At 60.4% G+C, this 22,224-nt stretch carries 26 protein-coding genes; 20 read left to right on the top strand and 6 right to left on the bottom strand.

Translation table 11 applies throughout. The features are described 5' to 3' along the window. Positions 1 to 5: 5 nt before the first annotated feature. Entirely contained in the window at positions 6 to 449 is a 444-nt protein-coding gene (locus ABDB81_RS08320; protein WP_137924305.1) for a hypothetical protein, read from the top strand. 89 nt (positions 450 to 538) lie between these two features. On the opposite strand, the gene ABDB81_RS08315 is transcribed toward ABDB81_RS08320, so the two are convergent. Next, complete coding sequence (locus ABDB81_RS08315; RefSeq protein ID WP_237380983.1) at positions 539 to 1,162, bottom strand: hypothetical protein; 624 nt, start codon at positions 1,160 to 1,162, stop codon at positions 539 to 541. 105 nt (positions 1,163 to 1,267) lie between these two features. Between ABDB81_RS08315 and ABDB81_RS08310 the strand changes: the two genes are divergently transcribed. Further along, a complete protein-coding gene (locus tag ABDB81_RS08310) occupies positions 1,268 to 1,408 on the top strand; it encodes a hypothetical protein (protein ID WP_202127026.1) in 141 nt (46 codons plus the stop codon). 848 nt (positions 1,409 to 2,256) lie between these two features. Here ABDB81_RS08310 and ABDB81_RS08305 read toward each other — a convergent pair. Together ABDB81_RS08305 and ABDB81_RS08300 are read right to left on the bottom strand one after the other, a co-directional pair. Continuing rightward, positions 2,257 to 3,186 carry a site-specific integrase gene (locus tag ABDB81_RS08305; protein ID WP_171020346.1) on the bottom strand — a complete coding sequence of 310 codons (930 nt, stop codon included), beginning with the start codon at positions 3,184 to 3,186 and terminating at the stop codon, positions 2,257 to 2,259. Positions 3,187 to 3,228: 42 nt separating this feature from the next. Beyond that, a complete protein-coding gene (locus ABDB81_RS08300) occupies positions 3,229 to 4,029 on the bottom strand; it encodes a DUF6884 domain-containing protein (RefSeq protein ID WP_202127015.1) in 801 nt (266 codons plus the stop codon). 138 nt (positions 4,030 to 4,167) lie between these two features. Here ABDB81_RS08300 and ABDB81_RS08295 point away from each other — a divergent pair, with 138 nt between their 5' ends. The 5 genes from ABDB81_RS08295 (at position 4,168) to ABDB81_RS08275 (ending at position 9,284) form a co-directional block, all read left to right on the top strand. Continuing rightward, the gene (locus ABDB81_RS08295; RefSeq protein WP_137924308.1) at positions 4,168 to 5,052 is read left to right on the top strand and encodes a DNA-binding protein; all 885 of its coding nucleotides are present in this window, start codon (positions 4,168 to 4,170) and stop codon (positions 5,050 to 5,052) included. Positions 5,053 to 7,717: 2,665 nt separating this feature from the next. Beyond that, positions 7,718 to 7,882 carry a hypothetical protein gene (locus ABDB81_RS08290; protein ID WP_160475171.1) on the top strand — a complete coding sequence of 55 codons (165 nt, stop codon included), beginning with the start codon at positions 7,718 to 7,720 and terminating at the stop codon, positions 7,880 to 7,882. A 51-nt stretch (positions 7,883 to 7,933) separates the two neighbouring features. Next, positions 7,934 to 8,359, top strand: coding sequence for a hypothetical protein (locus tag ABDB81_RS08285; protein WP_137924311.1), 426 nt, complete (start codon positions 7,934 to 7,936; stop codon positions 8,357 to 8,359). A gap of 65 nt (positions 8,360 to 8,424) precedes the next feature. After that, the gene (locus tag ABDB81_RS08280; RefSeq protein WP_137924352.1) at positions 8,425 to 8,646 is read left to right on the top strand and encodes a DUF2188 domain-containing protein; all 222 of its coding nucleotides are present in this window, start codon (positions 8,425 to 8,427) and stop codon (positions 8,644 to 8,646) included. Positions 8,647 to 8,651: 5 nt separating this feature from the next. Further along, positions 8,652 to 9,284, top strand: a complete 633-nt coding sequence (locus tag ABDB81_RS08275; protein ID WP_237380979.1) for an RNA ligase family protein — start codon at positions 8,652 to 8,654, stop codon at positions 9,282 to 9,284. A 15-nt stretch (positions 9,285 to 9,299) separates the two neighbouring features. On the opposite strand, the gene ABDB81_RS08270 is transcribed toward ABDB81_RS08275, so the two are convergent. Further along, on the bottom strand, positions 9,300 to 9,518 hold the full coding sequence (locus ABDB81_RS08270; protein WP_137924313.1) for a hypothetical protein: 219 nt from the start codon (positions 9,516 to 9,518) through the stop codon (positions 9,300 to 9,302). 379 nt (positions 9,519 to 9,897) lie between these two features. Between ABDB81_RS08270 and ABDB81_RS08265 the strand changes: the two genes are divergently transcribed. The 3 genes from ABDB81_RS08265 (at position 9,898) to arsN2 (ending at position 11,406) form a co-directional block, all read left to right on the top strand. Then, positions 9,898 to 10,173, top strand: coding sequence for a hypothetical protein (locus ABDB81_RS08265; protein ID WP_137924314.1), 276 nt, complete (start codon positions 9,898 to 9,900; stop codon positions 10,171 to 10,173). A 364-nt stretch (positions 10,174 to 10,537) separates the two neighbouring features. After that, complete coding sequence (locus ABDB81_RS08260) at positions 10,538 to 10,861, top strand: metalloregulator ArsR/SmtB family transcription factor (RefSeq protein ID WP_137924315.1); 324 nt, start codon at positions 10,538 to 10,540, stop codon at positions 10,859 to 10,861. Positions 10,862 to 10,962: 101 nt separating this feature from the next. Further along, positions 10,963 to 11,406 carry an arsenic resistance N-acetyltransferase ArsN2 gene (gene arsN2 / locus ABDB81_RS08255; RefSeq protein ID WP_137924316.1) on the top strand — a complete coding sequence of 148 codons (444 nt, stop codon included), beginning with the start codon at positions 10,963 to 10,965 and terminating at the stop codon, positions 11,404 to 11,406. 54 nt (positions 11,407 to 11,460) lie between these two features. Here the strand turns inward: arsN2 and ABDB81_RS08250 are convergent, their stop codons facing one another. Both ABDB81_RS08250 and ABDB81_RS08245 read right to left on the bottom strand, forming a co-directional pair. Beyond that, positions 11,461 to 13,947: an arsenate reductase (azurin) large subunit gene (locus ABDB81_RS08250; RefSeq protein WP_137924317.1), complete on the bottom strand. Its 2,487-nt coding sequence runs from the start codon at positions 13,945 to 13,947 to the stop codon at positions 11,461 to 11,463. 12 nt (positions 13,948 to 13,959) lie between these two features. Next, positions 13,960 to 14,478 (bottom strand): arsenate reductase (azurin) small subunit, encoded by a 519-nt coding sequence (locus tag ABDB81_RS08245; RefSeq protein WP_137924318.1) that lies wholly within the window; start codon positions 14,476 to 14,478, stop codon positions 13,960 to 13,962. 430 nt (positions 14,479 to 14,908) lie between these two features. On the opposite strand from ABDB81_RS08245, the gene arsD reads away from it, so the two are divergent. From arsD to arsH, 10 genes are all read left to right on the top strand, one after another. Beyond that, complete coding sequence (arsD, locus tag ABDB81_RS08240) at positions 14,909 to 15,274, top strand: arsenite efflux transporter metallochaperone ArsD (RefSeq protein WP_137924319.1); 366 nt, start codon at positions 14,909 to 14,911, stop codon at positions 15,272 to 15,274. Positions 15,275 to 15,286: 12 nt separating this feature from the next. Beyond that, positions 15,287 to 17,074: an arsenical pump-driving ATPase gene (gene arsA, locus ABDB81_RS08235; protein ID WP_137924320.1), complete on the top strand. Its 1,788-nt coding sequence runs from the start codon at positions 15,287 to 15,289 to the stop codon at positions 17,072 to 17,074. A gap of 4 nt (positions 17,075 to 17,078) precedes the next feature. Beyond that, positions 17,079 to 17,471 carry a DUF2703 domain-containing protein gene (locus ABDB81_RS08230; RefSeq protein ID WP_137924321.1) on the top strand — a complete coding sequence of 131 codons (393 nt, stop codon included), beginning with the start codon at positions 17,079 to 17,081 and terminating at the stop codon, positions 17,469 to 17,471. 632 nt (positions 17,472 to 18,103) lie between these two features. Beyond that, a complete protein-coding gene (locus tag ABDB81_RS08225) occupies positions 18,104 to 18,439 on the top strand; it encodes a metalloregulator ArsR/SmtB family transcription factor (RefSeq protein WP_137924322.1) in 336 nt (111 codons plus the stop codon). After that, on the top strand, positions 18,436 to 18,909 hold the full coding sequence (locus ABDB81_RS08220) for an ArsI/CadI family heavy metal resistance metalloenzyme (RefSeq protein ID WP_137924323.1): 474 nt from the start codon (positions 18,436 to 18,438) through the stop codon (positions 18,907 to 18,909). The genes ABDB81_RS08225 and ABDB81_RS08220 overlap by 4 nt, the downstream gene beginning before the upstream one ends. A 9-nt stretch (positions 18,910 to 18,918) precedes the next feature. Continuing rightward, positions 18,919 to 19,413, top strand: a complete 495-nt coding sequence (locus ABDB81_RS08215) for an arsenate reductase ArsC (protein ID WP_137924324.1) — start codon at positions 18,919 to 18,921, stop codon at positions 19,411 to 19,413. Positions 19,414 to 19,447: 34 nt separating this feature from the next. Beyond that, entirely contained in the window at positions 19,448 to 19,942 is a 495-nt protein-coding gene (locus ABDB81_RS08210) for an arsenate reductase ArsC (RefSeq protein ID WP_137924325.1), read from the top strand. 2 nt (positions 19,943 to 19,944) lie between these two features. Then, entirely contained in the window at positions 19,945 to 21,021 is a 1,077-nt protein-coding gene (gene arsB, locus ABDB81_RS08205) for an ACR3 family arsenite efflux transporter (RefSeq protein ID WP_137924326.1), read from the top strand. Positions 21,022 to 21,030: 9 nt separating this feature from the next. After that, complete coding sequence (gene arsC, locus ABDB81_RS08200) at positions 21,031 to 21,453, top strand: arsenate reductase (glutaredoxin) (protein WP_137924327.1); 423 nt, start codon at positions 21,031 to 21,033, stop codon at positions 21,451 to 21,453. Next, complete coding sequence (gene arsH / locus ABDB81_RS08195) at positions 21,450 to 22,214, top strand: arsenical resistance protein ArsH (RefSeq protein ID WP_137924328.1); 765 nt, start codon at positions 21,450 to 21,452, stop codon at positions 22,212 to 22,214. Before arsC ends, arsH begins: the two co-directional genes overlap by 4 nt. The last annotated feature ends 10 nt before the right edge of the window (positions 22,215 to 22,224 follow it).

The following is a 22,224-nucleotide window of genomic DNA, read 5'->3' as shown; positions in this document are numbered from 1 at the left end:
TAACAATGATTACAAAAGCTAAGAATCTTAGTTTCCAGTTACTGTCCGGGCTGGTGGTTGTCTTAGCCGTTGCCGGCTGCGCCTCGACGAACGTCATAACCGACACTGCAGCACCTGTTCCAGCCGACCGTATCTACGCTACAGCTCTGAGCGAAGCCACGCCGGGAACCGTCCCAGTTGTTTTCAAGCGGGACACGTTTCCCGGTCACTATTATCTGATGAGTGTCTTTGTGGACGGAAAGCAAGTCGCACGAATTGGCAGCGGAGAGAAGCTGGTCGTCAATCTTGCGCCTGGTCGATACGTATTTGGCGTGGCGGCAACCTCTGTAGACAAGGCGCCAGATCGCGAGATTGCTGTGACAGTGACTGAACAGTACCACCCGATTTTGCGACTGTCGCTCGTAGCAGTGGGTTGGGGCGGCTGGAAAATAACGGAGGCGAGTCAATAGGGCAACCTTGCGGATCGCCAACCCATGCCGGCATTTGGCCGGACCGAAATAGCTTAGCGAGAAGCCCGCGCTTCGTGCAATAGGAATTGCTAGTCTGCGGCCTTTGCTGCGACCTCGTAGCGCTGGCGTTTGTGATAATTCTTTGGCGCGATGGTGTTGAGAATCGCGCAGGACGGGCACCAGTGGCCGGCCTTTACCCCTGACGGCGTCGCGTCCCATACGTGGCCGCGATGGCATTCCCACTTGAGCTTCGCTTTGCCGGTGTGGTAGGTGCTGGAGAGACAATTCCCGCCGCGCTCCCGCGCCAAGGCACGCATCGCTTCGATGCCCAGCCTCTGTCCCTCGTTGCGGCAAAGGCGGCACCCACCTCCCTGGAGGACGTTATTGCCGAGTGCCTTCCATTCGTGGCCGGCCTTGCATCGGAAGCGGTAGGTTGCGGCCGTTCCATGATAAGTGGCGCTCAAACATTGGCCGCCGTGGTCGCGCGCGGCGCCTCGTATACGTGTCAGGCCGTCAGTATCAGTACGCTGCGCGCCAAGTCTGGTATCGGTACAGGCTCGGCACCAGTTCCCCTGCTTGAGAACCTTATAGCCCATCCCCTCCCACCTGTGGCCAGCCGCGCATTCGAACGGGTAATGATCGCGCCCGGTCTTCCACTCGGCCGCGAGGCACTTGCCACCGTGCTCGGCGGCCTTTGCGTGCAGGTCTGCCAACCCGTACTTTGACGGCTTCCTTTGGGGGATTGAGACCGCGGGCTTGCCAGCGCAACGGGGGCACCAATAGCCCGCCAATATGCTTCGGCCCTCCGGCGACCATTCATGTCCGTTCTCACAGCGTATCCGGTGGATCGCTGCGCCACCAAGAAATCCGCCTTCGTTCAGGCACTGGCCGCCGTAAGCTGCCACGAGCCCGTCGAACTTTTCTGCGACGCTGGCGCGGCTGCATTCTGGGCAACCTGATTCCTTGTATAGGACACCGTAGGCAGCTCGCTCAAAACGATGCCCATTGGCACATTCCAGAGGAATCTTGGCGCTGACGCCAGGCCAATCCGTCGCGTGACAGGTGAAGCCCTGTTGAATGGCGGTGGCGTGGAGCCGGGCGAGTGCCGCCGCCGCGCGTTGCGACGTTTTGGGACTGGCTTGTTTCACTGTGCGACGGACTATCGATTCTCAGACTGAGAGAATCCTAGCATCCCATCCGGTACTGTTGGTCGCGGATTCCGCGGTGCTGCTGACGCAAGTTGTCTAGCCAGGACACGGAGTTGGGGCGCCGCATCGCAGCCTCAACGGCCCTGGCCTGATCGGCTAGCGCATCGCATGCTGCTGCCTGGGGCTGGTTCTGCACCGACGTGGTCATTGCGATGGCGTTCGGTGGCGCTGATCGAGCCGTGCTGGCGCGGGCATCGAGAAACTCCTGCTCCTGCCGGCGGACGCCTTCACTTTTGCCGATAGTCGAGACCGTGCCAACGGCGGGACTTGCGACCGGTGTAAAACCGGTCGGACAGTACAGGTCCTGCGTGTACAACACTCGGCTGGCGCGCTGGCATTTCGTAAATGCATGGGCTGTGCCCACCGAGGCGCCGATCAAGGCAAGGGCAGCCAAGCGGCTAATTACTCGGCCCATGCGTAGCTCGGGTCGTTGGTGATAATCCAGCGCAGGCCCGCAAAAAGCGCGGCCAAGAGGGTGAGGGCGTAGAGAGCCCATGCGAGGGTTGTGACCATGCTGCGTCTCCCGGTGTTGTTCAATTCGTTTGATCCGGAAATTCGAGCTGCGAGTATGGCGTAGCAAGCCTGAGACGGCCTCCCGGCTAAAGAGGGGGGCAATCCTGGCTAACGGGTACGTCGATTGTTGCGGCGATTCGTTCAACCGTTCGGTTGCTGGCCAGACCAAGCCGCTCCGTGACTGTGTCGGGCGCAACGCCACGAATCAACAACCGCCGGCAGTAGGTGTTTCGCAGAATGCGCGGGCCCATGTCGTCAGCCTCGTGGCCAATGGTGGCGAACGCCTCACGCACGATCTTGCCAAGGCTCATGTCGGTGATCGGTGTGCCCGTGCGTTTGAGGGAGAAGAGGAGGTCGCCATCGGCTGGCCAGCTTCGGCGAGCATAGAGCCAGGCGCTCAGAGCTGCCACCGCAAATGGATCCAGATGGATGGTGCGGGATACTTTCGGCGGCCGCGCCGGCACGTGGAGATACGGAGGTGATGCGTGCGGATTCAGATCCTGAATACAGGCAGCACGGCCCTCGCTGGCCGTCACGCCGGTGCCGAGATACAGCGCGACGATCGCCCGCTTCTGCAGCGTGGCCGGATCGTCGTGCGGCTGTGGCCGTACGAAGTCCTGCATATCCCGGTCGACGTGTTGGGGAAGGAACAGAACATCGGGGTCTTCGCCGGGCCAGTACTGACCGAGGACGAGGTCACTGGCAGGGTTGGCATCTCGAACACCGATGGCCACCAAATGCCTGCAAAGGCGATCGATGAGCTTGAGATAGCGCATGCGCGTCGCCGGCGAGTAGTTTGCGGCATCGCCATCGAGCCAGAATCCGTCGAGAACATCGGCGCCGAAGCCGGCCAGCGTGGCACCGCGGCCGACCAGGTATCGGTGGAACCTGTCGAACATCGCCCGGTGCTGAACGATGGATTGCTGGGAGAACGGTCGCCGGTCAGCGCCAGCGGCTTCGCGCGTCTGCCAGTCGGCGTAAGCGCGCGCAGGGTCAAGGTGCCAAAGGGTATCCATAGGCCGAATTTATATACTGAAAGTTGCGTTTCCCGACAATCTTCACCGCATCTTTGATGCGGCCATCGCTTCCAAAAGTGGGGGGCGGTCTGCCAGGGCCTCGGCGCGGCATCGAATTCCGGCGAGCGAGATCCACCTGGAAACGACGCGCGGACGGCCGGCAACCGTGTCGTCGACGTCGGCACATGCAGTGGGGCCCGCCGGGCCATCGAACAACTCACGCAGTACTGCGCGTTTCAGCGCCAGCCGCCCCGGGCCAGGGTCGTTGAAAAGCACGCTGTCTCCGACCGCATAGACCCCGTATCTCCTGTACAGCGGCTGGCCATTCGGATGGGAACCGATCTGGTCGGCAAGGGCAGGGCGGCCTTGCTCGGCGAGAAAGTTCGCAAGCTGGGAGCGCTGGTAGCCGATGCCTCCGCAGACCTCCTCGATCGGCAGGTGCGGCGCACCGACCAGCCCGATCGCAGCGCGCATCACGCGCCGGTAGGTTTGACCCCCAGCGAGGAGGACTCTGCTGGCCCGACGTGGCCAGGCCACCTGCGTGATGGACTGGTCCAACCTTGCCAAGAGCTCGTCTGCGCGGGCAGTTGTCATTCGCAAGTCGTACGGGTCAAGCGTGTCGTCGGGCGCCACGAAACCGTGCTTGGCAGAGAGGATCACCATCGCCAGGGCGGCGCCGCGTCGAGTATGCGCACGGTAGGTCTGGTACATCACGCCCCGGTAGAGCTGCAAAGCAGGCGCGCGAACAGTCGCCTTTTTCCCAGAGCAGGCCAGGAGGAGGAGGGCAGGCGCCGATGGATCAAACTGGATCTCGGTATTTCGCTGGAATAGGGCGAGTTGCATTGCGGGCACTGGGGCGATGTGGCGAAATTGCCCTTTTAGCGTACGCACCAAATGGCCATGTCAAGGTTCACGCCTTGCGCCAATTCGTGCCATAACATAACATTCGTAACATAACATAACGAAATAGATGGAGTTGTTATGGTACGCGAAGCGTCGATTACCCAAGAACAGGTAAATGCTGCGGCGAACGCGCTGCGTGCCGCCGGCAGCAAGAAGCCATCGGTTCGCGCAGTGCGAAAAGAACTGGGGGACGTTGGCTCTCACGCCACCGTGGGACGCATGCTGGATGTGTGGAGAGCAGGCCAGGTACAAATTCCTGAAGCTCCCATAACGTTGCCCGCGCCGCTCCAACGCGTCCTCGCCGACTATCTCGCCCAGCTCGTTGCTGAAGGCAAGGTGGAGCTCTCCGCTGACTTGGCGGAGCAGCAACAGGTCAATACGGACCTCAGCATGGAGAACGAACGGCTCATCAGCCAAATCGACGCTTTGCAGGCCGAACTTACTGCCTGCCAGTCCGAGCGTGACTCGTTGGCGGGCCGTGCACAGCAGCAGAATTCTGATTTGCAGCTTGCCCGTAGTGACGCCGAGCAGGAGCGCATGGCCGCCGCCGGCGTTCGAACGGATCTGGCCAAGGCACTGTTGCGGCTGGAAGCACTGCCGCGCCTGGAGGAAGAATTGACAACCGCTCGCGCCGAGGCTGCGAAAGAACGCGCCGATCGCGTTGCTGCCGAGCAGGCTGCTGCAGTTGCGACCGCCCGGCTTGAGGGCGAGGAGAAGGCACGCCAGCACATCGAGACGGAGCTCCGCACCGTGTCCACGCGCGAAGAACAAGCGAACGGTCAGATAAAGGAGCTCACGGCGCAGCTGGTCGACGGTCGCCTTGTGCGAGCGCGTAGTGAACGCGAACTGCGCAGGCCGGTGGATTTGCGGCGCGGGGCAGGGCCAGTGTCGGCGGAGCGAAAAATGCCCGCTGGCCAGCAAAAGGGGGCGCGCGACAAGCAGCCTCCTCCTGACAAAGGCTGAGATATTGGGTGCGCTGACAAGCGGCCTATAGCGGTAACATAGCGACGCGTCCTGATGGAGGCCCATTGTGCAACGATCGAATGAAGCCGCGCCGTGCGCGGTATGCCATATGCCGGCCTGGCGCCAGCCGGAGCGTCAGAGTACCGACGGCTATCTTTATGACTGCCCCGCTTGTGGAGGTCGCTACAGCATCGGTAAGACGGCCGCGACACGTGCCTCCAATGGCGAGGCGCCAAGCAGTTTGCTCGCAGAGCTTCGCCGCCTGATTGCCAATGGCGATTTTCCCCGCGTTGAGTACACGGCAGGTGAATGGCAACCCTTAGCCGTAGTAGGGCGTCAGCCTGAAGAATAGGAAACTACTTTTCTGGAGGGTCAGACGATGGGCCGCAACTACATCCTCGAACGAACCATCGCCGACCCTCGGACACGTGCCGTCCATAAGACTGCACGCAAGCGTGCCAAGGTTAAACGCCTCCAGTCCGAGCGGGCGGCCACGGCTGCCTACCTGGACCGCGCCCGCTGGTGCGCTAACGGTTGTGGCAAGCCTGTCGCCACAGGCGAAAACGGCTGGACTCCATGTTGTTCGGAAGCTTGTCACGGCCAGTGGGTGGCCGTCGTCGCGGCGCATTTCGACTCGCAGCAGGCGCGACGCGCCCGGCGCACGGTTTGAGACTTATCTTAGAAAGCCTATGGATAGTTTCTGGGCCGATGGGTAGCTTTGGATTACATGTAGCCGAAAGCTACCCACCTAGCTGTGGACATTCGCAAATAGCGTTGTGCGTTCTCAATTAGGCGGTGAAACCTACACCGGTGAGCTCGTGGAGTCCCAGTGATGCAAAGGTTTTTCATCGACGCGCAAGCTGCGCGCCGTTTCATGCGGAAGGAATGCGGCTGACCGGATCGGGATATCGATGCGCTGGCCAGCGTGCGGCCCTTGGATGGCTGCGAGTGCGAGCCGTACTTAGGCGCCTGGATTGTTTGGCAGGCTTGCGCTGGCTGCGGCAAAAAGCTGCCGTGCGCGCCGGATGCCGTGGCCGACTATGCCTGCGACGCCTGCGGCAACGACACGGACCAGGCTCTTTGACAGAAAACGCCCCCCTTTGTGGTATTCGCGCCCATAGCGTAGTCCCGCCCCATGTGCGACAGTAGGCTCCCAACTTCACATCAGGGCGCAAATAATGGCGAGTAAGCAAGACGCAATCGATGCAATGGTCGACCTACTTCATAACGGGAAAAACGGCACTGACCGTGCTGGCGCCGCAGCGGGACTCGGCGTGGTTGGAGGCGAGGCAGCGAGAACGGAATTGATCGCCGCGCTGAAGAAAGCTAAGTCTTCCGAAGAACGGGGGGCTATCGCAACGGCCCTTGGGCACGCGACTCTGCGTTAGACGTCTGTTCCCCCGAGCCGCCCGCGAGGCGGCTTTTTCACGACAGCCCCCCATGCCGATAACTGAAATTATCGGCATGGCGTTTGCCCGCAACTCAGGTGCCAGCGCCGGTCACTTCGGCGATTCCCGCGACCTTCTTGCTATCTCTGTCCTTGTCCTGACTCGTCTCTGGACTAGGTTGAACTTGTCTGCGATTACCGCCGCTGACGCCCAACAAGTGTGCAAGGCTTCCAAGCGGCAACAGCAGAGTATTGGAAGCTGCCGGACCCCGCCGCTTCAGTATTTGCGCGCGTACGAAACCTCCTGGCGCTGGCTCAAGCGCAATACGAAGCGGGGATGCGGATGCGTCGTTCGCAGCCGATGCCGAACGAATGGCGAACACCAATGCGTCCGTCGCCGCGGTCAGGCCCTGCAAGCGCCGGATACCTACTGGCCGCACCCGGGGCAACCATGCCACAAGCGCGCCGAGGGCATTCGACCGCAAGATGGTCTCGCACGCCCACTGTGCGTCGGCCGGAGATTCCGCCTTTACCCATCGAACGTGCTTGCCCACGCCAATGCGCGCAAGCTCGGGCCCGTTTGGAGCAAATGGACACCCTACCAACCATATCGGGCGATTGCGTTGTGCCGCTGCGTCCAGCGCTCCTCGAAGCATTGATAGTTCGCCAATGCCCGAATGCTTGACGATTAGTTCGGCCACTGATCCTTCTGCCCAGCCGCCGCCAGGCAACTCCCCATCCAGAACATCGATGCCGCTCGGCACAACTTTGCCAATGGGACGGGCGAGTTGGCTGGCTCGCCATAGAGAAGGGTGGATCGCGCCTGGATCTGTTAGGGGGTTCAACCTGCCGGAGCATCTGCTTGGTTCTGTTGGTTCCGGTGGCTGCAGGGCAAGGTTCGTGGCGATGGGGCGAACAGGCTCCACGTCACCCAACAGCGACATCTGCTGGGTAGGTACATCAGGCGGATGGTGCGCGCGAACTCTCTGCATACTGTACGTATATACAGTATTCGAAGACCCCTTGCAATTTAATTGATAGATATCTAGTAGCTACTAGATATCTATCGTCGCGCTTGTGTCGCGCCATTTAGCCGGCTAAACGGCTTTGTTTACATTGAACATAAGGTTAATTATGCTTTATAAATCACATTCGGTAGCTTTTGCGCCACACGCCTTTAAATTTGTGCTCCGCCGCCCACACGTCGAGAACCTGCCGCTACACTAGCTCCCCGCCGGGAAATCATTCTCGCTGCGGTTTTGGCGAAGGAGTGCCTATATGTCTTCGTACAAAGACGAAGAGCTCGATAACTATGCGCCCAGCGTAGAAGAGCAGAACGAGCAGGATGCGATGCGTGCGCTCGGGTTCGACGGGCTCTCGGACGACGAGATTACCGACGAAGTCCGCGCGACCGTTCATGATCTTGCCAAGCAGACTCGATGAGTCAAAAGAAGAGCCCGCCGAGTGCGGGCTCTTTCTTTTTAGGTCCACCAAATGATCGACCTACTAGCCATCGAAAACATCGCGCAGGCGTGCCGAACCGGCCTTTTAGCGCTTAGACAAAGCTCCCGCTTCCGCGATTTCCCCCGCGGAAATTGTGGCGAAGCGGCGGAGTTAGTTGGCAGAATTCTGAAAGAAAGGTTGGATTGCGACGGCCATTACGTTTGCGGGTCTTACCACCCTCTTCTGAAGCGAACGCAAAGTCACGCGTGGTTCGAAACCAGTGGCGTCATTGTCGACATCACTTATGACCAATTTGGCGCCATCGGCCTTGCCGGTTGGGTATTTCCGGCTGGTTCAGACTGGCATGCTGCCTTCACTGAGATCGACAAGCAGGACGTGTGCATGCCCGAGCACTGGCTAATGTATCCGCATGAAGGGTATCGGTCGATGCTCCAAGAGCTCGCAGAACGTCCGTAGGACCCTACCTGATACCCCAATGTTGCCCCGAGGAGAACACTAGAAGAGGGTCAACAATGGAGACCATCATGGCCAACGATATTCACGTGGTTCCGGCTGGCGAGGGCTGGGCGGTTGAGGCGGCTGGAGGGGGCAAGCGGACGATGTTCGCCACTCAGGAAGAAGCCATATTGGCTGGCACCGAGCGCGCCAAGCAAGACAAGGTCGAGCTGCTGATTCACGGCCGCGACGGCCAGATCCGCGAGCGAAACTCGTTCGGCCATGACCCGCGAGACGTTAAGGGCTAAGTCCCATGCCGCGCGCTATGGCGCAGTTGGATCTTGCCGCGTTCGCGCCCATGCTTCCAAGCCTGCGTAAGTCGCTGCCACGCGGCGAAGGCTGGTGGGCCGAGGTCAAGTACGACGGTTATCGAGCCTTGGCCTTAACAGGCTCGGTCCCTTCTGTGCGAACGAAGAACGGTGCGGACTGCACCCCCTGGTTCCCAGAACTGCTTCAAAGCCTCAGGGCCCTTCCCGCCAGCACCGTGCTCGATGGTGAGGTATGCGTGTTGGATGCCGTCGGCCGCGCCGACTTTGAGCGGCTGCATCGGCGGGCCAGGCGCAAGTGCTGGTATGAAGGCGCTGATCCGATTGTCTACTGCGTCTTCGACATCCTTGCGTTCAGGGGTCGGGACGTGCGAGTGCTGCCGATCGAGGAGCGTAAGGCCATGCTGCGCCCGCTACTCGCTTCCCTGCCCGGCCTTCTCTACGTCCAGGCTGTCCTTGATCAGTCCGATTGGCTCTTCGCGAACGCGCTGGCGCTCAATCTAGAAGGCATCGTCTGCAAGCGTGCCAGCAGCCCCTATCGAGCCGGGCCTTCGGTGGACTGGATCAAGGTAAGGCGTCGTGGAGTGCATGAGCACGGCGCGTTCAGGCGTGGACCCTGATCTCGCGAAAAACAGTCACGCAGTCTCGATGGCCACGCGCAAGTTGTTGAACCACGCCGAAAATTCATCGGCCTCAGTAAATACTCGCACCGGCGCTTCGGCATTGCCAAGTCCAACCGAGTAGCCGCCATTGAGCAAGCTGACAATGCTGTCCTCAAAAATCGATGGATTTCCCTGTTTTGTCAGCGAATCGCTGATTGTCTCCTGGGAAATATAGACCGCAGGCTTGTCCATAGTTTTTCTCTCGTTGTTTGCGTCAGGCTCCGAGCCCGTGCGGCCCACAGATACCTCCGCCATTGTTGGTTACCCGGGCATGTCGATGAGCCAAAAAAATGACCCGCAGTTGATTGCGGGCCGTCATAGTCCTCGTGGGGTCAAGTCACGAACACGGGATTGTGAGTCCGAGGTGCTTCATTGTCACCCCGACACTTGGGGGATACAGCTCTCGCACCACTTACCGTGCATGTGCCTTGCCGCAAGATCGATGAGCACTGTATATTTATACAGTATGCTGTTTGAAGTCATGAAACTCTGCCTGGAAGGACGCCGGCTACACCGAGGATGGTGGGGCGGGCAGCTGCTTTGGCGTGGCCAAGTGGTAATCGAGGACCGGATGGATACGCGCGCCCACCGCGTCATACCGCATGCGATCATGACCCACAGCAAGCACCAAGACACAGCCGAACTTGGCATCTTGTATGACGCGCGGATCGTGAGAATGTCCGGAGACGATTTGGTCCTTACGGGATTCGAGCGCGCCGACTTCGAACTGAAGGAATATCGGCAAGCGTGGCTAATGCGGCCGATCACGCGCGAGGAGATGGAAACGCCCATCCCTGCCGACGTGGTACGCGGCCGGGGGAAGTCCGGCAAATTGAATGGAGGGTGATGATGTGCGTCAACTACGCGCCGGTCCAACGGCAAATGCTCCGGAACGTGTTTGGCGTCGAACCGCCTGTCGGAGAATGGCGATCGGAAGCCTGGCCTGACTACTCTGCCCCGATCATCCGCGCAACTGAGAGTGGTGAGCGTGAAGCCGTGCTCGCATCTTTCAGTATGGTGCCCAAGGGGAAGATTCCACCCGGCGTACGCTACTACCCCACAGCCAACGCTCGCGCCGAAACCATCGGAAAGCTCAGCTCGTTTGCAAAACACTGGAAGGCTGGTCAGCTATGCCTGATAGGAGCAACATGAGTCGCCCATGTGGCGCATACTCCTTTGTATTACTCCTCTCTTTCGCATAGCTTGGAAATATGGAAGAGCAAGACATTGTCCGCTCCCTCGCGGCGCTAGCCCACAACATCCGCCTGCAAGTCTTTCGGATGCTGGTAGTCGCTGGCCCGGGAGGTTTGACCCCGGGGGCCATCGCCGAGGAGCTTGACGTGCCGAGCGCCACGCTGTCGTTCCACTTGAAGGAACTGATGCACGCGCGCCTGGTGACGCAGCAGCGTGAGGGTCGCAATCTGATCTATCGGGCAGAGTTCGCCCATATGAACGAGCTGCTCGGCTTCCTGACGGCCAACTGCTGCCAGGGGCATCCCTGCCTGGAAGCCAGCGCTACCTCATGCCAATGCTGACGGAAATTCCGCAACAAGAGCCACGGCAAGCGCGCGGCGGCTGCGCCAATTTCATTGAGTCTTCCGATCAGCATCGGGCGGGTCGGTACTGAAGGCAACCTATGTCGACTCCGACCTTTCGACTTGCTCGCCCCGACGACTTCGCGTCCATCCGTGCGCTGCTGGCCGAAGAAGACCTCCTTGTCGAGGACGTAGCTGCAGAAAACTCCAGCCGCTTCTTCGTGGCTGTACAGGACGGAAGCCTCTTGGCCTGTGCTGGGTTAGAGCCCTATGGGACGGATGGACTGCTCCGATCAGTCGCCGTTGCGAAGGATGCCCGCCACAATCAGTTCGGCCGCGTCCTGGTGGACCTCATAGAACGAGATGCCGGGACGATCGGTGTACGACGACTCTACCTGTTGACGACCTCCGCAGCGGACTACTTTCTCAATCTTGGGTACAGGATCGTCGAGAGAAACGCTGCGCCCGCAGCACTGCAATCCAGCGCGCAGTTCGCCGCTCTATGTCCAGCATCTGCGACTTGCATGACGAAGGCCACCGCCTGAGGCTGGTGGCCCGTCGACGCCGGCGCGAACGCCGGCGTGCAGTGTGATGCGCGCCTAGGCCGACTCAAAGCGACGTCTCTTGAAGCTGACAGTCTCCTTGAAATCTTCGCTGCTGCCGATTCGGCGAAGATCTGCCCAAGTACCCTTGTAGTAAGGCACGACATTGCGATCCGTCCACGGTGTGGTCACGTTGCCCATGACACCGTTGTAGTGGCCGAACTGCATGAAGGTCTGATTTCGCTTGATGTCTGGCTCGAGATAGGCCAGCGCGTAGGTCGAGCCATAATCGTTGTAGACCTCGACCACGTCGCCGGAGCTGATGCCGAGCGCACGTGCATCCTCGGGGTTGATTTCGAGATAGGCCATCGGCACCCTGGCGCGCACGAATTCGTTGAACTGGTCGTGGTACATCGTTTGCCAGACTTCGTTGACGCGGCCGTTGTTGATCCAGAAATGGTACTTGGCCTTCTGGTCTGCTACGGGCTTCGGCAGGCCGGGCCAGGTTGCTGGCTTGAACTCTGCCTTGCCGTCGGCGGTATCGAACTTGCCGTCGGTGTAGAGCATCTCGGTGCCGACTAGCTTGCCATCGCGATACGCCTGAACCGGCAGTTGAACGCCGTTGTTGCCCATGGCGCGCAGGCGCTCAAAGGTAACGAGGTTGCCCGTCTTGCCACCCTGGCTATCAATCGGTGCTGCGCCGGGCTGCCCAGCCTGGCGGAATCCGTCATTGAAAGCATCCTCCTCAGTCTTCCAGTCGAAGCCGCTGAAGCGTGCCGCCATGTCCTGCTTGCCTTCCGCCTCGTACGTGCGCTTGAGGGTATTGGCGATGGCTGCGGCGATCAGGCAATCCGGCCGCGCCGTGCCCGGCGGATCCATGAACCGATCGGACAGCCGCATCCGGCGCTCACCATTCATTGACGTGAGGTTCATTTCGCCGGGGTGGGCAGCGGGCAGCATCAGGTGAGCCCCGTCCGCCAGGGTGGTCGGGTAGAGGTTGATGTTGACAAGGAAGAGGCCGCCCTTGCTTTTCACGGCGTCGTAGATGGCATCCACCATCTGTTGCATCGACGCACCGCGTTGGCGGGACATGGCCTCCCGGACGATTCCCGACCGATGAAGAATGACGGCACGATGCTCTTGAGCGTTGAGCGTAGTCTGGAACGGATTCGCGCCCCATGCCGTGTACATCAAGCCCTTGCCGTGAATGATCTCCTGATCGACATAGATCTTGGTGTTGCCGGGGTATGGCGGCCTGGCGTAACCCTCCTGGTGCCCACCCATGCGTACGACGCCCGTGCCACGTCGGCCAACATTGTGCGTGGCCAGCACCAGGTCCACGAGTGCGGACTGAATCAGGTAGTTGTCATTGCCCCAGATAATGCCTTTCTCATAGGCATGCATCGTATGAGGGCGATGGCCAGAGGCCTTCGGCTTGTACGCCCACTCTGCCACGCGGCGCAGCTTGTCGGCAGGCACGCCAGTGATGCGACTGCATTCATCCAGCGGCAGCTTGTTGGCGCGCAGCGCGGCGTCGAACCCCTTGGTGTAGGTGGCAATAAACTCCTTGTCGTGCCAGCCCTGATCCACCACATAGGTAAGCAGCCCATTGAATAGCGCGATATCGGTACCGGGCTCGATATCCAGGTGCAAGACGTTTTCCTTGCCGGCGGCCTGCTCCGCTACCGCGATCGTTGTCGTGCGGCGCGGGTCGACGAATATCACCTTGGCGGCGGCCATGGTCTCGCCGGGGAAGCGCTGCTTGCGCTTGTCCATCGTCTGGCCCTGCAGGTTCGGCAGCCAGTGGGCGAGGAAATAGTTGGTCTGCGTCTCGTATGAGTTGCAGCCAATCGCCATGATCACATCGGCTAGTTCCGCGTCCTCGTAACTGTTGTTCAGCTCCCCAATTCCCATCTCGCGCGTGGCGTGGCATTCGGAGTTGTAGGCCGGGCGGTTATGGATGCGCACCAGCGGCGTTTTCAGCGCCGTGAACATCAGCTTGCCTGTGCCCCAGGTGTTCTCGAAGCCACCGCCAGCGCCACCGTGATCGAAGCAGTCAAACGCCAGTGCGGCGGGGCCGTCCCGATCGAGGATCTTCTTGGTCAGGCCGGCATAGAGTGCAAGGGCATCGTCCCAACTGGTGTCCACCCACTGGTCGGAAACATAGACGCGCGGGCTGCGCAGTCGCGCACGGCCCACGCCATCCGGCGTGAACATTACCTTGGCCAGTTGACCACCGCGCGTGGACGAGAGCCCCTTGTTCACCGAGCACTGCTTGTCAGGCACGATCATGATGTTCTGGCGCCGGCCATCGCGATCGACGATCGTGTTCTGCATGGCAGGTGTCATGATCACAGTCAGCGGTGGAAGCTGCTTGCGAAAATCCAGGCCGAGTGCGTTCTCGCCCGGCGCTCGGCCGCCTTCGCTATTTTCCGGCCACTTGTAGACGTGATACCCACATCCGACAATGCAGAAGTGGCATGTCAGGTTGGTCCGCTGCGCGCTCACGGGCGGCAATGTCACCCGATCCTTGTTCGTTGCCATGGCAGTGCCCCCTTACAGCAGGTTGGCTTGACGGCCGTAGATCAACCCGTCGACGCCAATGGCTTTCACGCTGCCATCTGCGGCGCTGTACTCGAGCTGGATTCTCGGAAGATTCTCGGTGGCCTGGCCGGATACCATCTGCCCGGACTTCTCGGGGTCAAAGATGCTGAAATGACAGGGGCATCGGAATGTGCGCGCCGTGGAGTCATAGGCGACCGGGCAACCCATGTGCGTACAGAGCGTGCTGTAGGCAACAATGTCACGGTCGGGGCCAACGCCACCTGGAACCGGCGCACCCGTCTTGATTACCGCGCATGGCGATGAGGCATCAGGGTACGTAAAGGTGACCGGTGTGTTGGGCCGAAGCTGGCCAGCCCGTGCGATCACCTTAGGCTTGAATGGCAAGGTCGTGCGACCTACGTCCGCTGGTGGCGCGGCAGCACCGGCCGGACTCACCACCGTACCCGAGATGCTTACGCCGGCCGCGGAACCGCCAGCAGCCTTCAGAAACTGCCTGCGCGAAATTGACATGTCGCCCTCCTTCCAAATGCGATCTCGGACCGAGCTGGGTGGCCTGAGGTACATCGTGGTCGCGGGGCTTTAGAGGGCGATTTGCCGGGCGGCCGCGCTCCCCGAGGGATCACGCGACTAGATCTTGATAATTCTGGAATTGTGTAACTAATTTCTAGGGCAATGACAGCCCCACTGCAAGTTGCATAGCAAAATAAAGCGGCGCCGATGGTCACGATGTTTGTACGCCATAGAGCACATCAAACAAACAGTGGGTAGTCTGATCTAGCGCAAGGAAAACAGCGCATGCAATCTCTTTATTTTGATAATATTGGAAACATGGAATTATGGGAACGCCGGAGCGATTCCTTCCCGTCTCCCTGAACACCGCACACCGTTCACCGATTGCTGTCAGCGAGCCCGAGGGCCGACTTTTTGAAAGGAAGTCATCATGAAAAAGCTGGAAGTGTTTGACCCTGCCATGTGTTGCTCGACGGGGGTCTGTGGCGTGGATATAGATCCGATCCTGGCGCAATTCGCGGCCGACCTCAAATGGGTCGAAGAACAAGGTGTCACTGTGACCCGGTACAACCTGGGGCAGGAGCCTCAAGCATTCGTGGCCAACCCCTCTGTGGTCAAGGAAATGGAGGGTGGCATGGATCGTCTGCCCATCATTGCAATCGATGGCCATATTGTATCCACCGGCATGTACCCCTCGCGCCAACACCTGGCGCAGAAGCTCAATCTTGCGCCGGCAACGGCCGAGAAGCCGCGGGTCAAGGCGGGTAGCTGCACACCCGGCTCCGGCTGCTGTTGAAGCGGGGACGCCATGACCTTGCCTTCTACACGTACCCGCTATCTGTTCTTCACCGGGAAAGGCGGGGTCGGTAAGACCTCGCTATCCTGTGCCACCGGGCTGGCCTTGGCCGAAGCCGGGCGTTCGGTGCTCATCGTTAGCACGGACCCTGCGTCTAACCTGGACGAGGTGCTGGGCGTAGGCCTGAGTCAACTGCCAACGGCGATCCCCGGGGCGCCTGGCCTGCACGCGCTGAACATCGACCCGGAAGCGGCGGCACACGCCTACCGGGAGCGGATGGTGGCCCCTTACCGAGGCATATTGCCGGCTGCTGCAATCCAAAGCATGGAGGAGCAGTTCTCCGGCGCGTGCACCGTCGAGATTGCTGCGTTCGACGAGTTCTCGAAACTCCTTGGCGACTCGTCCGGTACGGCCGACTTTGACCATGTCATCTTCGACACGGCTCCCACCGGACACACCCTGCGTCTGCTGACAATGCCCTCGGCATGGGACGAGTTCATTTCCTCATCCACTGGCGGCGCCTCCTGCCTCGGTCCGCTGGCCGGGCTGGAAAAACAGAAGGCGCTATACGCGGCAACCGTCGATCGTCTTTCCAATGCAGACGAGACCACGGTCATCCTGGTTGCCCGTGCCGATACCGCATCCTTGAGGGAAGCCAATCGCACGGGTGCCGAACTGGCGGATCTTGGGATACGTAACCAGGCCCTGGTCATCAATGGCCTGTTCACGGACGCCGGCTCCGGCGACCCAACGGCGACGGCCATGGCGCAGTTGGCGGACGAAGCATTGGCAAACATCCCGGCCGAATTGGCCGGGTTGCCGCAGGCGCGTATCCCCTTCCTGCCGCGTGGCACCGTCGGATTGGACGCGCTACGCGAAATGGCCCATCCCGAGACTGTGGCATTGCCGACCAGTCACGAGATGCCCGAAACCAGCTTGCCACCTGGCTTGAGCGGTCTGGTCGAGCGCATGGCGTCGGCCGGCCATGGCGTCATCATGACGATGGGCAAAGGCGGCGTGGGCAAGACCACTGTCGCTGCAGCAGTTGCCGTGGCACTTGCGAAGAAGGGCCATCGGGTCGTGCTTTCAACGACTGACCCGGCTGCGCATATTGCCGCCACCATTGAAGGCGAGCTTCCTGGCCTGACGATCGCCCGAATCGACCCAGCGGAGGAAGTGCGACGGTACACGGAGGAGGTGCTCTCCAAGGCTGGCCAGCAACTCGACGCCGCTGGGCGCGCGATGCTGGAAGAGGACCTGCGTTCGCCATGCACCGAGGAAATTGCCGTATTCCGAGCCTTTGCCCGCACCGTCGACGAAGGCAAGGACGGATTCGTGGTGTTGGACACGGCCCCCACAGGCCACACGATCCTGTTGCTCGATGCGGCGGAGGCCTACCACCGGGAAGTGATGCGCACGCAAGGGGATATGCCTGAGGCTGTGCGGCAGTTGTTGCCCAGGCTGCGCGACCCTGGCTATACGCGAGTGCTTATTGTTACCTTGCCGGAGGCCACGCCCGTTCACGAGGCGGAGCGTCTTGCCAAGGACCTGGCCCGAGCTGGTATCAAGCCTTACGCGTGGGTCATCAACCAATCGCTCCTGGCGAGTGGGACGACGCACCCCGTGCTGTGCCAGCGCGGCGCTTACGAGGTGCCTTTCATTCGCCGCGTCGTCGACGAGCTGGCGCAAAGCTGCGCCCTAATACCGTGGCTCTCCGAGTCCCCAGTCGGAGTCAAGGGCCTGGAGCATCTGGTCGCTCGCGAGCCAAACCGCGAGCCCGATCCATCTTCTGTGAGGTAACACCGTGAAGACACTTCCTATCGTTTGGCAGCGCCTCGTTTCCGGTGGGGAAACTTGCCCACGATGCGCTGGCACCGGAGATGAGGTTGAGCGGGCCTACCGGCAACTGCGCGAGCAGTTGATGCCGCTGGGCATCGAGCCAGTATTGGAGACTCGAGAGATTGATGACGCCACCTTCAAGGCCAATCCGTCTGAATCCAATCGGATCTGGATTGCGGGAAAACCGATGGAGGAATGGGTCAATGCCTCGGTAGGCAGCAGCCCCTGCTGTTCGGTTTGCGGCGACTCCGAATGTCGCACCGTCGACGTTGGTGGGACCGCCTACGAGGTAGTGCCAGAGGACTTGCTGGTCAAGGCCGGGCTCATTGCCGCGCTGACGATGAATGCGGAAAAGTAGGAACGGATGTGCCATCTGCAACTAGACGTCACGTTGGGACCGAGCGACATATTTGCCGTGTTGAGCTACGAGCGAGCGACAGGTCAAGCACGAAGTTCTCGCGCGGAACCCGGCCGCCCGGCCGGCGAGATGCATAAGCCGCTTGACCTTCCCCCTGTAGCAAGGTCGATAGTGTGAATAGGACCACCCTGATTGGGCGCCAATACATCATCGCCCGGCACTGGAAGTGCACAATGACTGACTTGTCTTCCCTTCCATTGGCGGAAGCCGTCTATGCCGCGTACGCACTGGCGTTGAGCCAACGGAACACAGACGTCGCTGATCCCCTGCTGCGCGCACTTGAGCTATTGGCCGCCCAGTCCGGGGATAGCTCACATTTGAATGCCGCCTACACGCTTATTGAGCGGTCCATAGCCGCGACGCACAACCTGCGTCCTCACGAGCGTTCCACGCACTAGGTCGGCGGCTATACCGGCAGGTCTTCCAGCATTGCAGATCACTCGGCAAAAAACTCCGGGTGGCGAGCTTGCAGCTCGTCTGCCGGCAATTCGCACTCTCCAGTGCAGGCTTCCTCGCCCGTCGTCATACAAAATTCACTTTGCAAGTTTTCATAATTCGAATATAGTCGAATCATGAAAACGGACCACGCCCTTGAAGCGCTTGCCGCGCTTGCCCATTCGATACGCCTGTCGGTGTTCCGGCTACTGGTAGAAGCCGGGCCCGAGGGGCTTGCCGCCGGTCGAATTGCCGAATTGATGGAAATGCCAGCGTCATCGCTATCGTTCCACCTGAAGGAATTGCACCGCGCCGGCTTGCTTTCCAGCCGCCAGGACGGTCGCTCGATCATTTACATGGCTCGCTTCGAGACCATGAACGCATTGCTGGGTTACCTCACGGAGAACTGCTGCGGCGGCAATCCGTGCTCTCCTGTGTCCAACTGTTCCGTCGCCACCGAGGCCCAATCATGAAGCGCTTCCACGTTCACGTCAGCGTCGCGGACCTGTCTGCGAGCATTCGTTTCTACTCGGCACTCTTCGCAGCCGAACCCACTTTGGTGAAAGAGGACTACGCGAAGTGGATGCTTGAGGACCCTCGCGTGAACTTCGCCATTTCGGCACGCGGTGCCGAAACCGGGGTAGACCACCTCGGGTTCCAGACCGATGACGCAGGCGAGCTGGCGGAGTTGAAGGCGCGAGCCGAAGCGGCCGATATGGCGCTGCTAGACGAAGGCGAGACCACCTGCTGCTATGCGCGAAGCGACAAGTACTGGGTCACCGATCCGCAAGGCATCGCGTGGGAGCACTTCCATACGCTTGGCAATGTGCCCGTGTACGGCGAATCCAGAAAGATCGAAGACGCCAAATCGGATTCAGCGTGCTGCGCGCCCAGGGGAAAGCCAGTCGGTATTGCGGTCAACTCCACGCCGTCCTGCTGCTAAGGGTGCCTCATGAGCGAGAAAATCTACAACGTGCTGTTCATCTGCACCGGCAATTCTGCGCGTTCGATATTGTCGGAAGGGCTGATGAACCATTTGGGCAAGGGGCGCTTCCGCGCGTACTCAGCGGGCAGCCATCCCACCGGTGCGGTGAATCCGCTCGCGCTGGCAGCACTGGCGCGCCACGGCATGGACACCACGGGTTTTCGCAGCAAGAGCTGGGACGAATTTTCACAGGACGGTGCGCCTCAACTCGATTTCGTCTTCACGGTCTGCGACAAGGCCGCGGGAGAGATCTGCCCCGTGTGGCCAGGTCAGCCGATGACAGCGCATTGGGGCGTACCCGATCCGGCCGCCTGCGAAGGTACCGAAGCCCAGAAGCAGCAGGCCATCAACGAAGCCGCCATTTCACTCAAGCGCCGTATTGAACTGTTCCTGTCGCTGCCTCTGCCGAAGCTTGACGCGGTCGCGCTTCAGAAGGCGATCCGGGACATCGGCACGCGCTGAAACGCTCCCCAAATTACTTGTTGTTGCAGCCCCCATGACTACCAACGTACTGATCCTCTGTACCCACAATTCCGCCCGTAGCGTTCTGAGCGAGGGCATGCTCAACCATCTGGCCAAGCAATTTGGCCGCGATGTGCATGCCTACAGCGCCGGAAGCTCCCCGAGCGGACGAATCAACCCGTTCGCCATCGAGGCGCTTGAAAACGCCGGCGTCGATGTTGGCGGCTTCCGCAGCAAGAACTGGGATGAATTCGTCGGCGAGAATGCGCCCCACATGCGCGTCGTGATCACGGTCTGCGACAACGCGGCCGAAGAAGAGTGCCCGTACTGGCCAGGTAGCCCGGTGAAGGTGCACTGGGGCTACCCAGATCCGTCGAACACGGAAGGCGGCGACGAGAAGAAGCGTCAGGCATTCGAGCTGACCCGACAGGCCATCGCCTACAGGATGCTGCAATTGCTGCTGCTCCCGATCGATGACATGAACAACGCAGAGTTGCAGGAGACCCTGCAGCGCCTGGCAGGGAGCTGAATATGAGTAGCCAAAACGTAGCAGCGACCGGCCAAGCCGTGGCCAAGCCGGCGATCAGCTTTTTCGAGCGCTATCTGACCGTTTGGGTCGCGCTGTGCATTGTCGCCGGTATCGCACTCGGGCAGATCCTTCCTGAAGTCTTCCAGGCGATTGGGCGGATGGAATACGCGCAGGTCAACCTGCCAGTGGGCATTCTGATCTGGGTGATGATCATCCCCATGCTGATCAAGATCGATTTCGGCGCACTGGGCCAGGTGAAATCGCATTGGCGAGGCATCGGCGTGACCCTGTTCATCAATTGGGCAGTCAAGCCATTCTCGATGGCGCTGCTCGGTTGGATTTTTGTGCGTCACCTTTTCGCGCCGCTATTGCCTGCCGACCAGCTTGATAGCTACGTGGCCGGTCTTATCCTTCTGGCCGCCGCTCCTTGCACCGCCATGGTGTTTGTCTGGAGTCAGCTCTGCAAGGGCGATCCGTACTTCACGCTGTCCCAGGTCGCTCTGAACGACGCCATCATGGTGGTCGCCTTCGCGCCGGTGGTAGCACTGCTGCTGGGCCTGTCGTCCATCACAGTGCCATGGGACACTCTGCTCACGTCAGTGGCCTTGTACATCATTGTGCCGGTCATCATCTCGCAACTGCTGCGCAAGATGCTCCTAAGCCGCGGCGTGGCCTACTTCCAGCGTGTCGTGCACCGACTCGGGCCGTATTCCATCACCGCGCTGCTCCTTACGCTTGTTCTCCTGTTTGCATTTCAGGGCAAGGCCATCATCGATCAGCCACTGGTAATCGCGCTGCTCGCGGTACCGATCCTGATTCAGGTCTTCTTCAACTCTGGACTCGCCTACCTGCTGAACCGCAAGCTCGGCGTCGCCCATTGCGTGGCGGGCCCGTCCAGTCTGATCGGCGCCAGTAATTTCTTCGAACTTGCCGTCGCGACCGCAATCAGCCTCTTTGGCTTCCAGTCGGGGGCTGCACTGGCGACAGTGGTAGGCGTTCTCATCGAAGTGCCGGTCATGCTGCTGGTTGTCGGCATCGTCAACCGGTCGCAGTCGTGGTATGAGGCCAAGGGCCATTAAGGAACTGGAATGTCGGTAACGATCTACCATAACCCCGCGTGCGGTACATCACGTAACACCTTGGCCATGATCCGCAACGCGGGCATCGAGCCAAATGTCATCGAGTATTTGAACACACCGCCGGACCGGCAGACACTGCAACAGATGATCCGTGATGCCGGACTCACGGTGCGCCAGGCTATCCGCGAAAAGGGCACGCCGTACGCGGAACTGGGTCTGTCCGATCCTGCGCAGACGGATGACCAGTTGCTCGACGCGATGCTCGCCCATCCGATCCTGATCAACCGGCCCTTTGTCGTCACCGAGCTTGGTGTGCGGTTGTGCCGACCTTCGGAGGTCGTGCTCGACATCCTGCCCTCGCCACAGCGAGGTTCTTTCACCAAGGAAGACGGCGAGGTCGTGATCGACGGCCAAGGTCGGAGAGTGCAATGACGATGGAAATGCCCAACATCGTCCCAGCGGTTCTCGACACGCCGGACCTGTACAAACTGGAGCCGGCACGCATCAGTACCCACCCGCCGCGCATCCTGTTGCTCTATGGTTCGTTGCGCGAAACTTCGTACAGCCGCCTGCTCGTCCAGGAAGCTGAACGGATCCTGCAGCACTTCGGTGCGGAGACCCGTGTGTTTGACCCACATGGCCTGCCAATGTGCGACAGCGTCCCTGCCGACCACCCAAAGGTGGTCGAGCTGCGAAAGCTCTCAGAATGGTCGGAAGGCCAGGTCTGGTGCAGCCCGGAGCGTCACGGCACGCTGACGGCGGTCTTCAAGAATCAGATCGACTGGCTGCCGCTGGAAATGGGCGGCATTCGTCCCACTCAGGGGCGCACACTCGCAGTCATGCAAGTCTGTGGTGGCTCGCAGTCCTTCAATGCGGTCAACGCACTGCGCGTGTTGGGTCGCTGGATGCGCATGGTGACGATCCCCAACCAGTCGTCGGTCGCCAAGGCGTACCAGGAGTTCGAGGCGAATGGCCGCATGAAGCCTTCCTCTTACTATGACCGTGTGGTGGACGTCATGGAGGAGCTTTTCAAGTTCACGCTTCTCGTACGCGATCGCAGCGACTACCTGACGGATCGCTACAGTGAGCGCAAGGAAGCAGCACCGGCCACGGCAACCACGCTCGCAGCAGCGGCGATGAGCCATGAGCAAGACGCGCAGGTCAGCGATACCGACAGCGGCGAAGTCGAATAACGAAGAACGG

This window comes from Cupriavidus sp. DL-D2 (assembly GCF_039710735.1).
GTDB lineage: Bacteria > Pseudomonadota > Gammaproteobacteria > Burkholderiales > Burkholderiaceae > Cupriavidus.
The sequence above is the reverse complement of the archived record's forward strand: the minus strand, read 5'-3'. Positions and strand labels throughout refer to the sequence as shown.